The sequence below is a fragment of the Treponema primitia ZAS-2 genome (assembly GCF_000214375.1).
Classification (GTDB): domain Bacteria; phylum Spirochaetota; class Spirochaetia; order Treponematales; family Breznakiellaceae; genus Termitinema; species Termitinema primitia.
The window spans coordinates 1,936,636-1,951,157 of sequence record NC_015578.1; the positions used below are offsets into that span (position 1 = coordinate 1,936,636).

Below are 14,522 nucleotides of genomic sequence, written 5' to 3' on the forward strand. Positions count from 1 at the left end.
AGCTTGGATGGCGGTTATAGAAGGAACATCATGAAACGATATTTGTTACTGCTCTGCGCCCTGACCGCCGCCCTCCTCTCCCCCCCACGGGCGCATGCCCAAACGGCGGGGGAACTGGAGCGGCTCCTGGGGGCGCCCATCGTGAGCTACCAGGACGCGGCGTGGCTGGTCCTTTCGTCGGTGGAGGCGGTCCCCGGGGGAACCGCCCCCGCCGACGCCTACCAGTTTGCGCTGGACCGGAACTGGCTGCCCAAAAAGGCCACCGCGAACAGCGCCGTCACCCTGGGGGGCGTATCGCTCCTCATCATGGAGGCCGCGGGCATCAAGGGGGGGATCATGTTTACCCTGACCCACGGCAGCCGGTATGCCTACCGGGATTTGGTCTACCGGGGCCTGATACAGGGCCGCGCCTATGCCACCCAGAAAGTTTCCGGGGAGCGGCTCCTGCAAATCCTCGGCCGGGCCCTTGAATACACGGAAACCGGGGTTCGAAGGGGTCCATCAGTATGAACGCAAAAAGAGCCCTCTCAGGCCTATTAGTATTCCTGTGCGCGGTCATGGCATCTGCCCAGGATTTTGGCGTGGTGCTCAACCAGCTCCCGGTGCTCAGTAATGGTGATGAATCCTACGGCAGCTTTGAATACACCGGAACCGTGATGCCCTGGCTCGCCGCTCCCCTTGGGGAAAAGGGGGACCTCTACCTGTCCGGTGGCATCAGCGCAGAATTGGTGAACGAAGAATGGAAGCCCGTCCCGGAAGTCTACCGCTTCGAGTTCAGCTACGAACCTGCACCGGGCCTGCACCTTGATCTGGGCCGCTTGTCCTGGCAGGAACCCCTCCAGCTCGCCGCCACCGGCCTCTTTGACGGCCTGGCCCTCAGCGCCGACCTGGGAAAGACCCGCCTTTCCGTCGGCGCCTTTTATACCGGGCTCCTCAACAAACGGAACGCCTACATCGTGATGAACAGGGAAGACCTCGCCGACTACCACGACCGGGATGTCTACTTCGCCTCCCGGCGGCTGGTTTATGGCGTAAGTTGGGAGATACCCGCCCTGTTCGATACCGGCAGCGACCTTGCCTTCTCGGTCTTTGGGCAATATGATATGAACGATAGTGATAGTGCGGCAATCCATACCCAGTACGCTGAAGCCAAACTGGGCGTCCCTTTTCTGGATGATTGGAACGCCGATCTGGGCAGCATTCTGGGGATGCAGGAGACAGAAGACGCCGACCCCGCCATAAGTTTCGCCGCCGCCGCCCACCTGGTCTGGCTCCTCCCCAGCACGATGGAAGACCGCATACGCTTTGGCGGGGCCTTTTCCTCCGGAGCGTGGAATGACACGGTTACCGCCTTTGTGCCCATCAACACTGTGGCCCAGGGAAAGGTACTGCGGCCCCGGCTTTCCGGCCTGGCCCTGGCCGAACTAGAATACGCCGCGCGGCTGCACAACACCCTTTCTGCGGAAATCTCGGCGGCCTATCTTTTCAGAACCGATTCGTTTACCTATACAGACAGCGACCTTGACCCCGACTCCCTTTCCCCCCTCCTGGGGGGCGAAGTCTACGGCGGCCTTACCTGGGTACCCTTTACAGACCTTTCGTTCACCCTTGGCGGCGGCGCCTTCTTCCCCCAGCTGGGCAAGGCCTTCCGCAGCGATGCGGATCTTAAGTACCGCGTTTCATTAGGAATGATTCTTTCATTTTAGGAGTAAATACAAATGATGGTATGCAAAAAAGAAATATTGTTACTGTTGGCGCTGATCGGTATAGGGTTTCCGGGACACAACCTTTCAATCTTTGCCCAAGAAAACGCTTTTATCCGGGAAATAACCGGAGATGTAACCCTCAAGCTCCCCAACGAAAGTGCATGGACACCCGCCGCAGCGGGAGATACCCTGACGAAGAACACCCTGATATCCACGGGCTTTAAAAGCAGCGCACTGATTGCCCTGGGAAACTCCACACTAACCATACGGCCCCTTACCCGTTTAAGCCTGGAAGAAATCATACTCAACCAGGACAACGAAACAGTATCCCTGAACCTGCAAACCGGAAGAGTCCGGGCCGATGTGGCGCCCCCCTCGGGAGGAAAGACCGATTTTACCGTGCGGAGCCCCTCGGTAACCGCATCGGTGCGGGGAACCTCCTTTGAAATGGATACCATGAACCTCCATGTTGACAATGGGCGGGTCCAATACTCCCTTGCCAATGGACGGAAGGTCTTTGTCACCAGAAGGGGAAATAGTTATTTTGATGAAGCAAACAACCGGGTGGTATCGCCCTTTGAAGCCGCCGCCCAGTCCCTGACGCCCAGCCTGCCCATCGCAAGCGATTCCGGCGCCTCAAATGGGGACCGTGCCCCCATTATCGGGAACAACGCCAGTACCTTAGACGGCGATTTTAGAGTAGGCTTTGAGTGGGATTAGGAAAATTGTAAAAAAAACAGCTATCTGTAGACGAAAGTCTGGATTTTACCCCCAAGGCCTAGCCGAAAGAAATCGGTATCTCCGGTTAAATGCGCTTTGCCCTTACCCTGGTTCCTTACTGTGCCGACAGGCCTGCTATTGTGTATACCCGGACGGTACTTATCAAGCCGGAAAGTACCGGAACCCTTACTGATTTGCCGCCGGGGGATCTGGTCATAACGGTAACAGTGGGGACGGGTATAAAAAATTTGGGTGAAAACAGCATGATAGCGCCGGTGAGTTTTTATTACCGTACCAATACTCTTCTGGTGCGAAATGTGTATCAGGCGGAAAAAATTTGGGCGGCCCATGACGCTGCATTTACGCCCTTCACCGAAGAGATGTTTATCTACACAACTGCGGCCTCAAGCCGGGACCGGCGTCTGCCAAAAAAGGAAAGCGGCAAGTACGAAGTGACCCTGTATTTTACCGCCCCGGCAAGCAATACGGCCATGACCGACACCCCGAACAAGGTTACGATAGCGGATATTGCCTATGCGAACCTTGCCGGCGGGGAGACTATGAGTTACCGGAGAGAACAAACTTTTACCCTGACGGCTGCCGAAAACACGCTCAATTCCGCAGGGGCGGCCTACCTCCAGGCCAATTCGCTGACCGAAGCCTATAAGTTTACCTATACCTGGGATACGCCGCTCGATTCGGGGATTATCCGCTTAGTCGTGCTGCCTTACCGCGATACAGGCACAGCCGATGTCTACACCGATGACGGGGATATAGCCCCCGATACCTGGGGAAACGCCGATGCGGAGGGGCGTTTTGTTACGGTGGTTCTGGATAATGCTGCGCCTTCGGGAAGCGCAATCCTGAGCTTAAGCGGCTATGCGCCGCCTGTGGATAGTGATGGCGGGTATCCCCTTTACAACTATGGAACCAATAAAGAAACTATGACCCTCTCGGCGAATTTTAATGGCGTTGCCGATAACGGCAGTGTGGGGATTATTGCCGGTGGCGGCGTCCATGTACAAGCCCTGGACTATGGACGACAAGATAAATCTGCAATGGAAGTATCAGATTGAAGTGTTGTCCGGGGAAGGGTCCTACGAAAGCGGGTGGTTCGGATTTAACGCAAGCGCGCCTGCGCTGGATTTATCGGGGGCAATACCCAATGCAAAAAACATAGTGCGGACTATCAGGCTTAAATACAAGGACAGTCTGGGCAATGAAAGCGGCTGGAATGATTCGGGGGTGCGGGTCAGTTACTACGAGGCGGACTTATCCGCCATTAACGAATGGAGCGCGAAGTACGACGAAATCAACAATACCATCACGGTAAACTGGACCATTCCCACGCAGTCCGATTTTGACCATACGGAATTTATCTACTCGGTGAACGGTGTAAGCCAGACGCCGATAAGCATTGACAAGCCGGGAAACAGCTATACCTTTAGCGGGGTTCCCCATATCAGTACGGCGAGCCTTCCTGTTACGAACATCTACGGGTACACGGTACAACTTGAGGCCCACAGTCTTTCTTCGGGGAAAGATCCGGTGGTGGTAAAGATATGGAACATACCGAGGATGAGCGTGAGCAATACTGCCCCAGCGATAGAAGTAAGCACTGCCGCGGGCGACAGTAATGATACTGACGGTACAGTAAGCCTTGCGAATATGAAGGTGAATAACGAAAGCAAGCAATATGTGCTGGTCAATGATATTGCCTTTGCGGCGGGCTGGACGCCTGTCGGTACGGGGGCTGATACAAAGGCCTTTCAGGGAAAGTTCTACGGCAACGGGCATACGATTACCGTGAACGGCATTTCGGCCAATGTACCGTATACCGGAATCTTTGGTTATGTAAGCGGGACAACGGCGGAGATCCGCGATCTTGAGGTACACTACAGCGCCGATACCACTGCCTGGGCAAGCGCAACGCACATAGGCGGCCTTGCGGGTTATGCCGGCGAGGGCGTAAAGATACGCAACGTAACGGTAAGCGGTGCGGGGGCGCTTAAATACTCAGGCAGCGCTGCTTCCTATATGGGAGGAATTGCGGGAGAACTGGCCGGCAAGGGATCGCTTATTGAAAACTGCTATGGCGGCCTTCCTTTGAACCTTTCAGTCACCGTCACAGGCGATCATCGTGTGGGGGGTATTGTGGGAAACCTTGATACCGCGGGTATTGCCGACTGCGTCTGGACGGCAAATCTTGACGTTCCCTCAAAAAGCGGCGGGACTTTGTATGCCGGGGGTATCGCAGGGTATTTTACTTCAACAGCAACAGTAACGGTAACTGATACGGTAAACGATACGCCAAGGATAAAAAACGTCAGGGCGCGGGGTAACATCAGCGTTAAGCCTGACAATGTGATTACCTCTGTCGGCGGTTTAATCGGACAAGCGCAGGCCTCCGACAGCGTTATACGCCCGCTTATTGATGATTCATCCTACGAGGGGGACCTTATCAATGTGGAATGTAAAGGTTCAGGGAATGATAATGTGGGCGGTATTGCCGGACAATTCGGCAAGGACGCCGATATTACGGTCATCGGCCCGGTGATTACCAAATCCTTTTCACGGGCGGGGGAAATATGCTTCTCCGAGTTAGTCAATGGCTTTACCGCTTTGGGGGGATTTATCGGCGCTATGTACAACACCCAGATCGAGGGTTGTTATAGCGAAAGCCATCTGAACATGCCTAAAGCGGAAGCGGATAAGCTTTATGCCGGAGGGTTTATCGGGTATATGGAAACGGCTACCAGGACGCAGAGCAAAATTATTTCCTGCTACGCCGCCAACGTGGAGTTAAAGATTACCGGAAAGAGCCCGCGTGTCGGCGGCCTGATTGGATTTTCCTATGGTTCACTGGGTGCGGATGTAACCGTCAGCAGATGCTACGCCACCGGTTCCGTCAGTTCATTCGTCACCGGTTCCACTAATACCGGCGGTCTTATAGGCTATGCGTCCAATACGGCCATCAGCGAATCTTGGGCTTCCGGCAATGTCGAAGCCAGAGGGCCGGATGGCAATAGCGGAGCTATATACGCGGGAGGTTTGGTAGGCAATTTGGATAGGGGCTCAAATATTAAAAACTCTTACGCTCTGGAGGATGTACTGACAGACGACTCCTTTAGCTCTGGTACGGGCAGCAAACCCTACGCGGGGGGCATCGTGGGTTACATGAACACGGCCTATGGGGTGTATAACAGCTTCGCTGAGGGCTTGGTAACGGCCCAGACGAAGTCCAGTTCAGCCGTGTACGCTGGAGGCATTGCGGGATACCGGAATAATGGGGACATACAGCACTGCGTTGCCCTGGGCGAAACTATTATCGCCAAAGGCACAAGTACCTACAAAGCCGCTTCGCGGGTGTACGGCTATCCGGATTCTACCGACACCGTCTTGAGTGGCAATTACGCCCCCAGCGGAGGGCGTACTGATTTTACGGTCCGCAGCCCTTCGGCAACCGCATCGGTGCGGGGAGATATTTATGAAGAAGATGGGGTTTGGCTGGACGAATGAGGAAGATATGAATATTTTTGTATCGGTAGAAAAATTATGCGCTTTTTTTCTTTTCTTTCGGTGGGCGAAACCAGGAAACGGTTATATGTTCCTATAAATACATGAGGTGTATGTCAATGTCTGACATCAAGATGTCTAAAAGAGCTTGCCGTATCGTTTTTATCACCATGCTCTCTTGTTCGGCCTTTGTCCGGCTTTCGGCCCTGGATCTTTCCTTGAAGCCCGGGGGCTTTGTCCTTATCCCTCTGGGGGACGGCAATAAGAGGGCGGTATGGGCTTCAACGAATACAAAAGTCCGGCAACAGGTAACCTGCAATTATATCGATTGGGCGGAGGCCTGGGGCTCTATTACTTTCCCCTGTCCCGGCTTTTTACGGCCCTTGATGCCGGCCTGGGTGCTTTTTGGGGCCAGGGGGAAACCTCAAGGACAGCTGCGGGCTTATGGTATCGTTTCGGCGGGGAAGCGGGTTTCCGCTTTACCCCTGCTTTTACCCTGGCGGCGGACGTAGGGTGGCAGCAGTATCAAAACCCCGGCGACCGGGGCGGTGCATTTATGTCCGGCCTCTATGCGGGTCTTACGGCGCGTATCACCCTTGAACTCGGGGAGAAGTCCGGGAGCAATGGGGTGGCGGCCTCTCTTACCCAGGACGGCGGGGTATACCCGGTTTTGCTTTCCTTGTATCAAAATAATGAAACAGGTAGCATTACGATACGGAACAACGAGAACGCCGAAATCCGCGATGTGCGGGTAAGTTTTCGCGCAGGCCGGTATACTGCAAGCGAATACCAGTGCGGAACCATCAAACTTCTGGCAAAGGGGCGGAGCGCGGTGCTTCCGTTGTATGCGGATTTTTCCGGCGATATGTTACAGTTTACCGATTCCGGCAGGATTTTAGGCGAGATTGTGATCCGCTATTCTTTTTTAGGGAAGGAAAAAGAAACCCTGGCGGCAGCTTCGGTGCAAGTGTTGGAACGAGGCAGCTACCCCGATGGGGACGCCGCTTCCCTTGCAGCATTTGTGTCCCCCACATCGCCGGAAATTTTGGAGTTCTCCAAGAACGTGGCGGGCCTTGCACGGAATGAGCGGCGCACGGGGCTTAACGATAAAATGCAATTTGCGGTATGGCTCTTTGAGGGGTTGAAATCCTTTGGCCCTAACGTGAAGGCCGCCACAGATCCGGCAAATCCGGCGCAGCAGGCAGCGGTGCAGTTTCCCTCACAGACCTTGGCGTACCAGGCAGGGACGGCGCGGGACTGGGGGCTGCTCTATGCCGCCTCTCTTGAAGCTTCGGGAATTAGTGCAGCCTTTATTCCCCTGGACGAAACAAGCGAGGGCGGATTCATTGCTGCAGTGAATTTGGGGATTAGCGAGGCCCAGGCAGCTACCCTGTTTAACGGTTTAGACAAACTTTTGGTCATTAATGACACGGTATGGCTGCCCGTTTCCATGGGCAACCTTAACGCAGGGTTTGTCGCAGCATGGGATGAAGCGGCAGTGAAGCTGGGCGCGGTATTTGCGGCAGCAGAAACGGTTGACTTTATAATGCTCTCCGATGCCTGGGCGACTTACCCTCCGGCGCCTTTCCCAGCCTTTGGGGTAAAGATTGCAGAGGCCGATACGGCGCTGCTGCGTACCGGGGCGGGGGCGGCGCTTACCGCGTACATTGCCAGGGATATACAGCCCCTTATTACCGCCGTCAATGCCCAAATCAGGCAATCGCCTGAGGCTGCTGGGCAGATTGCTGCCTTATATAACCGCCTGGGTCTTTTACAGATACGAGCCGATAATACATCTGCGGCGCGAGCCGCATTTCAAAGGGCTGCGGATATGGGAAACGAAGCGGCGAAACGGAATCTGGAAAATTTGAAATGAAAAAAAACTATAAACCCGTGAACCACGCCAACAGCATTACTTTTTTTCTTTTGTTCGCGCTGTTCGGGTCCTTGGTGGTTACTTCTCCTCTTTTCGCTGAAAGCGAATTTAAGCTGCGCCTTGCGCCGCGGCTTATGGTTCCTGCAGGATCTTCTTATTTTGATCCGGGATTCGGGGCCGCCGCAGCTTTTGACTGGGATTTTTTACAATGGTCTTTGCCGCCCCGCTTAGGCAGGGATGTAAGTTTTGGTGTGTTTGCCGGAGCCGCTTATGCAAGCATAGCGGCAGCGGCCAATGGAAACCTCACCATGATTGAGGGCAAACTTGGCCCTTCCCTGCTCTGGCGGATTTCTGACCGCTTGACCTTTGGGCTTGATGCAGGCGCAGGGGTGTATAACTATTCTTTTAATGGGACAAGCGCGGTGAAGCCCCTTGCGGGCCTGGGGCTTTCGGCATATTTTCATCTCCTGCCTTCCCTTTCACTTTACACCGAAGGGGGCTATACCTGGCACGGCTTTTCGGATACCCAAACGATCCACGGTATAAACATCGGCCTTGGGCTGTCCCTCAACCTGGGGGAAATACTCTGGTCCCAAACACGGGTAAGTGGGGAACGGTTAAGGCAGGAACTGATTTTCCCGGTGTCTTTTGCATGGTACGAGAAAAACAGCATTGCTTCGGTTCGGATCACCAATAACGAAAAGAACGCCATTACCGATCTTCGCCTTTCCTTTATGCTGGAACGCTACATGAACCAGGACTATCAATTTGCAACCCGTACACGCCTCGGCCCCGGGGAAAGCGCAGAATTTCCGGTAACCGCCCTATTCAATGAGACCATGCTCGACCTGACGGAAAACATAAACGCCAATACCCGGATTACCCTAGAGTATAGAAGCCTGGGCGCAAAAAAAACAATGAGCTTCCCGGCATTCATGACCATATACCACCGCAACGCCTTTACCTGGGACGATGACCGCCGCGCCGCTTCCTTTGTGTCCGCCAAAGATCCGGCAGCCGCCTACTTTGCCAACTTTACTGCCCAGGGTGTGGAACGCTTCCTGCGGGAAAACCCCAGCCGCTTTAGTGCGACCCCAAAAAACATACTGCTTGCCGCTGCCTTATTTGAAACCTTGAATTTATACGGTATAAATTATGTGGTGGATCCCTCATCGTCATTTATCGAACTGTCGGAAAACGCCTCCGCTCTGGACAGTTTGAATTACCCCTACCAGACCTTGTTCTACCGGGGCGGTGACTGCGATGATCTTTCGATTTTATTCTGTTCCCTCCTTGAAGCCTTAGGGATTGAAAGCGCCTTTGTTACGGTGCCGGGGCATATCTATATTGCCTTTGACGTCGGTGTGTTGCCGGAAGACGACGCAGTAAATAAGGGGCAACCGGTGAAGGGAGCAATTGAACAAGAGGGGCGCTTGTGGCTTCCAGTGGAGATTACCATACCTCATGGCGGCTTCCTGAACGCAGTGGAAATTGGGGCGCAGGAGTGGAATGGTGCAGGCGGCGCGGAAGATACCGGCGGCGGGGATCAGAGCGGCATACGCGCTCTTTACCCCATGGGGGAATCATGGCAGGTATACCGGAGTGTGAGCGTTCCGGGGGCCGGAGACCGGATGCCTGAAATGCCCGATGAAGAGGAAATTCTCCGGGCCTTTGCAGATTCAATGACAAAGTTTATTAGAAAGTAAAAGAAGGCCAAATTCAGAGAATTTTTAGCTTACGGTATGCGAAGGACCAGGCGGAAAAAGAGAGGGCAACGCCGGGACTGTAGGCGAAAAATGTCGATATATCTTCGTCTCCAGCGCATTAAAAGAAAATTATTTTTTTACTAGCTGATATGTTCTGTTTTTATTGGCGCCGATTTTTTCCAGAATACCGGATACACTTAATTTTCCTAATATTTCCTTTGTCTAGGACAAAGCTTTGCCGGTTAAACTACTAGCTGTTTTTGCATCAATTTTGCCGTTTTCTTTGAGATACGGAAGTATTAATTCTAAGAAATTCTCTTCCGCCGGGGATAATTTATCGCCGGTTTTAATATCCGCTACGGTCAACAAAACGGTGGTCTTAAAGATGTCTCCTTCCAACAATTCCGGTTCGCTGCCGGAATAGATTTTGGTATATTTATAGAGGTTCCTTACCCCGGAACCTAATTGGTCGGCCAAGCCGATGTTTACAAAAAATCGGGCTAAAATTGGATTCTTTGGATAATCAGCCATTCCTGGGCTATGGCAGATGCTTTCATTTTGTCCGATGTTCCTGTGCACCGGGTTTTTTCTTGTTTTTTTGTAATTGGGTCCATAAAAATGGCATACCAATTACCCCCGGGTTTCCGCTGCCGCAAATAATAAAGGCGCATTTTTTACTCCTTTTGTACAAAGTTTTGTACATCCGAAGAAAAACACGCCTTTTGTGGTGGTAGTGCTTTTTACACCAAATCACATTTCCTTACAACGTAAGGAATTAACTCACTTTGGGGAGTGAAGGATTCGAACCTACGAAGGCGTAGCCAACAGATTTACAGGGCCGCCTGCGCCTCAATCTTTAGTGATAATTGTAAATCACAAATGAAATTAAGTCAATCACCATTGGTCTAAATTGGTCATAATTGACCTAAATTTTCTCATACCGTTTCTCACAGGTGTAGAAAAACTATGAGAAAGCAGAAATTGTACTCTACCGATAGCCTCATTTCTCACCGGCGTAGATTGCTGCAATAATTCAATGTTCTATATCAGTAATTTCAACAACCTTACCCTATGCCCATTCAGCAAGCTCCCGGTCTAAATCTTCAGGGTCATAATTAATAACCGGAATATTCTGAACGGCAAGGAGAGCAGTAAAATCATAGAGGCATATTCCGCAGAACTCCGCCCCCTGTCCAAGGGTCAGCTTGCCCTGCTGATACATCTTTGTAGCGTATTCTTTCCGCATTGACGAGACAACCTCATCCATGGACATATTCAACGAAAGCCATAAATCATCGGAAAACAATATGGCTGCCTGCGGCATACTGAACCTCCCCTACTGGGCATACCATAAATTTATCATGTTTTGGCTCAGGTTGCAAGGCAGGTTGATAATTCTATATAGAGAAATAGTATTAGCAAAATTATCAGGGAAAATTTACAGTTTTCAGGACAGAGAGACCTAGCAAGCCTCCATCGTAGAAATCTACGGCAATCCCCGCCGGATGTTCTAGTCCTGAAATAGATGGGGGTCTGAAGGGCAAATTTGAGGGATCTTTGACTACTCCGGATATATAAAATACCAGTATATGATAATATTAGTCATGTATTTGGATTTACCTTAACGGCATACATGACCACTTCCACGCTTACGTATAACTCACCCTCTTATCCGATTGCCCTTCCTTCAAGTGATCGAGAGCTAAGGATAATTCAACAATTTCATCATGGCATCTCCAATAATGCATTCGAAAATTTGCATTAAAACGGCACCGCCAATACCTGTCTTTTCCACGAATACGCGGACGTCCTTTTTCATCATCCATAGGTTCATCGTTATCTACTGCAAAGCCATTATTCTTTTTTATAATAACATCAAATATTTGATTCGCAGAACACCCTTTTTTCACTATTTCAATACACCCTTGAAGAAACTCACTTCCAATTTTTACCTTTAATGGTTGATTTAATAAGTCTACAATTGTAAAAATGTCTTTATTGTTTTTTTCATTTTTGAATTGATAATTTCTAATTTTAATAGCCATATCAAAATCAGAATCACTAATATTCATATTAAAAAAATCATCAAAAGTAATTGCATTTAATACTTCTGACAAATTTGTAAATATTTTAATTTTTTCTGAAATATCCTGAGGAGGTTTAATATTTTCCATGTTTTCAAGCAAACTAAGAAAACGAGTGATATGAGCGGATATTTCAATTTCCTCGCAATATTTTTTATTTAATAAGAGATATTGATCGCCAAATTTCATTTTGCAATATTTTTTAATAAAAGCTATCATACTAACAGAATAGATAAAATTATTTTTTAATGCTTCATCATAATCACTATATATGCTATTTGGTAAAATATTTGTTCTATCGAGTTTGTCAACGGTTAGCTGGAAATATTCTTCAAGCCATAAATTAGGGTTGAATAAATCATTAACAGCTTTAATAATTTCCTTATGGGGAATTTGCTTATTTCCATAAGTGTCAATGAGATTCCAGAGGACTTCATCAGTTGGATATATTCCTATATTTTCCAGAATTTTTTTTGCATCTTGGCTCAAACACAATGAAATCCAATCTTCCGGCAGTAATTGCGAAAGATTTATAATCATATCAAAATACAAATTTGCCTGTTCTCTGGTACATTCATTCGATATTGCTAATACTTCGGTATCTATTGTAATAGTAACAAGTTTATTCATCGTTTCTATCTCTGCTTGAATTTCGCTTTCTGGAAACTGCTGAAAGTATATCCCGGGCAACTTTCTGCGATTCATCAAAAAAACCTTCCGGGTAATCAGACATCACAGCAAATTCATTAATTTCTATTGGGCGGAATTTAGTAATAGTATTGGGTTTTTCAACAAAATATAGTTTTGTTATATCCTGGATGGATTTATTTCGGCTGTCGTCATGAACTATTGGAGACGATGCTATACGGAATCTAATTCGGTCTATTATGTATTCGCTATGTGTTTCAATTATGCACTGCTTGTTTGCAAGAGCAATTGATAAAAAGAAATCCGCAAGCCTGGTTTGAACGCTTGGATGTAAATGCAATTCAGGCTGTTCCACTATAATTGTAGCATCCCCAGGGGCAAGCAAAAACATAACTACGATTGGAAGAACTTGACTAACACCAACGCCAACATTAGTTAGATCACAAACCGGGCCATTTTCTTTCATTTTGATTTTTAACTCATACCCCTGCTTTCCTTGATCCTGGGATTCCACAGAATGCGCTACGCCGATATATTTAATCCAGTCATCAACCGCTTCGATTAATCTTACCTCGGTTGTTTCTATTTTTATTTCTGGGCCCGTAAAACAAGCTGATGGTATATATTTAACTGGAATGTACCGACCAATAGACAATACTGCAGCGGTGTTTTCACCCTTGATACCTACATCATAGGGATCTTCAATATATTTGTTTAGATATGAAAAGTTTGGTCCTTCGCGTAAAGGGCCAAGATATCTAAAATTAGTTGCAAATGATTCAAATAAATACTGAACAGAATGACTTATTATTTCAGGCATTGGGACTTCTTCCAGAGTATAATCTTTGATAAGGATATCATAATCAACCTCATCATCCGCTTCCCGTTTCCAATTCCAATGTTCAATCGCACTGCCTATATAACCACTCAAATCATTTCTTAATAAGATATCAGCCACTTTTTCTTGTTTCAACGGCTCCAGGTCTTCAACTATTTCTTTTAAATTTTCAAAAGTAAAAGAGAGCCTGGCTTTGTCTCCGTCATCTAAAATGCTGAAACCAAATACTTCTTCTAATGCTCCTTCTTCCCATTCAAGTAAATAATACAAAACTTCTGGAAATAAATAATCATTTTCAATCCATGAATAACTGGAGGGATAATGATTATCTATTGTATTATCATCTTTCTTGATAATACCTTTAAGCTCATAAATAAAATCTTGGGTTATAGATTCAGTTTGTTCGATTTCACAAAACAATGTACGGGGAAGGAAATGCGCTAATTCACAACCGATTAATTCCTGTCCGACATTTAATTTTTTGCCTTTTTCGTCGTTAATTTCAATATATTTTAACCGTCTCTTTTGCCTTATATCTATTATATTTGGGTTCTCGTCAATTTCATTTTTTTTAAAATTTCTAATTATAATTGAAGTATTGGAATCATTGCGTTTTATTTTAAATTCAGTAGATAACAATATTGGCTCAACCTGTGTTAAATGATAACCTGGCTGTTTTGGTGAAGAATCTGCATAAAATGAAATTGAGCAAGCAATTTTTTGAATGTTACCTTTAATTGAATTTTTTGGTGGTTCACACGAGAATGCCAATTCAATATTTTTCTCTTTAATATTAAATGATTTTATATCGTTAAATTGACCAAGGCTAACGAGCGGGCCATTTAATATAACAGGACGAAGTGGGAATCTATTTGACAAAGTTTGGGCAATAAGCAATATGGACTGCAACAAAGTACTTTTACCGCTACTATTGGTCCCCGCAAATATGGTTAATGGCCCAATGTCCAGTGTGGTTTTTTCCTGTATTGATTTAAAATTAGATACTGTCCATTTCTTAATCATTATTTTTCCCTTAATGTCCCTTTGGTATAATTCAAATTTATCATGTTTTAGTCCAGGGTGCAAGGCAATCCCTTCCCTTTCACTTTTTTCAGGATAGCGATATCCGGCAAGTCTCCCCAGCATAGAAATTCACGACAAACCCGGCCAGATGGTTCCAGTCCCTGAAAAAGATGGGGGTTAGAGGACAAATTCTGGTAGATTTGAGATTTACTATAATTTATTATGACATATTTTTGAAATATGTCATATTCATAGATCAATTTTGGCATAGTTTGCCAACCTTTCATCTGAAGTTTCTAGCCCAAAAACCTGATTTATGATACGATTACCAAAAGAAGGGCCAAATGGCTAAAGCTACCTTATAAAAGAGGGAGTACTATAACCTTGATTTTGTTTCCCTGGAAT

General features: G+C 48.0%; 11 protein-coding genes. 7 read left to right on the forward strand and 4 right to left on the reverse strand.

Annotation, left to right across the window (positions count from 1 at the left end):
• Positions 1-30 precede the first annotated feature (30 nt).
• The 7 genes from TREPR_RS08565 (at position 31) to TREPR_RS08595 (ending at position 9,524) form a co-directional block, all read left to right on the forward strand.
• Positions 31-510: a hypothetical protein gene (locus TREPR_RS08565; protein WP_015707904.1), complete on the forward strand. Its 480-nt coding sequence runs from the start codon at positions 31-33 to the stop codon at positions 508-510.
• Positions 507-1,706, forward strand: a complete 1,200-nt coding sequence (locus TREPR_RS08570) for a hypothetical protein (protein ID WP_015707905.1) — start codon at positions 507-509, stop codon at positions 1,704-1,706. The genes TREPR_RS08565 and TREPR_RS08570 overlap by 4 nt, the downstream gene beginning before the upstream one ends.
• A gap of 12 nt (positions 1,707-1,718) precedes the next feature.
• A complete protein-coding gene (locus TREPR_RS08575; protein WP_015707906.1) occupies positions 1,719-2,426 on the forward strand; it encodes a FecR family protein in 708 nt (235 codons plus the stop codon).
• An 89-nt stretch (positions 2,427-2,515) separates the two neighbouring features.
• The gene (locus TREPR_RS08580; protein ID WP_015707907.1) at positions 2,516-3,502 is read left to right on the forward strand and encodes a hypothetical protein; all 987 of its coding nucleotides are present in this window, start codon (positions 2,516-2,518) and stop codon (positions 3,500-3,502) included.
• A complete protein-coding gene (locus tag TREPR_RS08585; RefSeq protein ID WP_148257266.1) occupies positions 3,393-5,945 on the forward strand; it encodes a hypothetical protein in 2,553 nt (850 codons plus the stop codon). The genes TREPR_RS08580 and TREPR_RS08585 overlap by 110 nt, the downstream gene beginning before the upstream one ends.
• A gap of 271 nt (positions 5,946-6,216) precedes the next feature.
• On the forward strand, positions 6,217-7,818 hold the full coding sequence (locus tag TREPR_RS08590) for a hypothetical protein (RefSeq protein ID WP_015707909.1): 1,602 nt from the start codon (positions 6,217-6,219) through the stop codon (positions 7,816-7,818).
• Complete coding sequence (locus TREPR_RS08595; RefSeq protein WP_015707910.1) at positions 7,815-9,524, forward strand: transglutaminase-like domain-containing protein; 1,710 nt, start codon at positions 7,815-7,817, stop codon at positions 9,522-9,524. Before TREPR_RS08590 ends, TREPR_RS08595 begins: the two co-directional genes overlap by 4 nt.
• Before the next feature lie 222 nt (positions 9,525-9,746).
• On the opposite strand, the gene TREPR_RS18805 is transcribed toward TREPR_RS08595, so the two are convergent.
• The 4 genes from TREPR_RS18805 to TREPR_RS08615 all read right to left on the reverse strand — a co-directional run bounded on the left by TREPR_RS18805 (position 9,747) and on the right by TREPR_RS08615 (position 14,240).
• Positions 9,747-10,055, reverse strand: coding sequence for a putative DNA binding domain-containing protein (locus TREPR_RS18805; protein ID WP_015707911.1), 309 nt, complete (start codon positions 10,053-10,055; stop codon positions 9,747-9,749).
• Between the two features lie 538 nt (positions 10,056-10,593).
• Positions 10,594-10,848: a UPF0175 family protein gene (locus tag TREPR_RS08605; RefSeq protein WP_041611095.1), complete on the reverse strand. Its 255-nt coding sequence runs from the start codon at positions 10,846-10,848 to the stop codon at positions 10,594-10,596.
• A gap of 325 nt (positions 10,849-11,173) precedes the next feature.
• Positions 11,174-12,238, reverse strand: a complete 1,065-nt coding sequence (locus tag TREPR_RS08610; protein WP_015707914.1) for a hypothetical protein — start codon at positions 12,236-12,238, stop codon at positions 11,174-11,176.
• A complete protein-coding gene (locus tag TREPR_RS08615; protein ID WP_015707915.1) occupies positions 12,231-14,240 on the reverse strand; it encodes a DUF3696 domain-containing protein in 2,010 nt (669 codons plus the stop codon). Before TREPR_RS08615 ends, TREPR_RS08610 begins: the two co-directional genes overlap by 8 nt.
• Between the last annotated feature and the right edge of the window lie 282 nt (positions 14,241-14,522).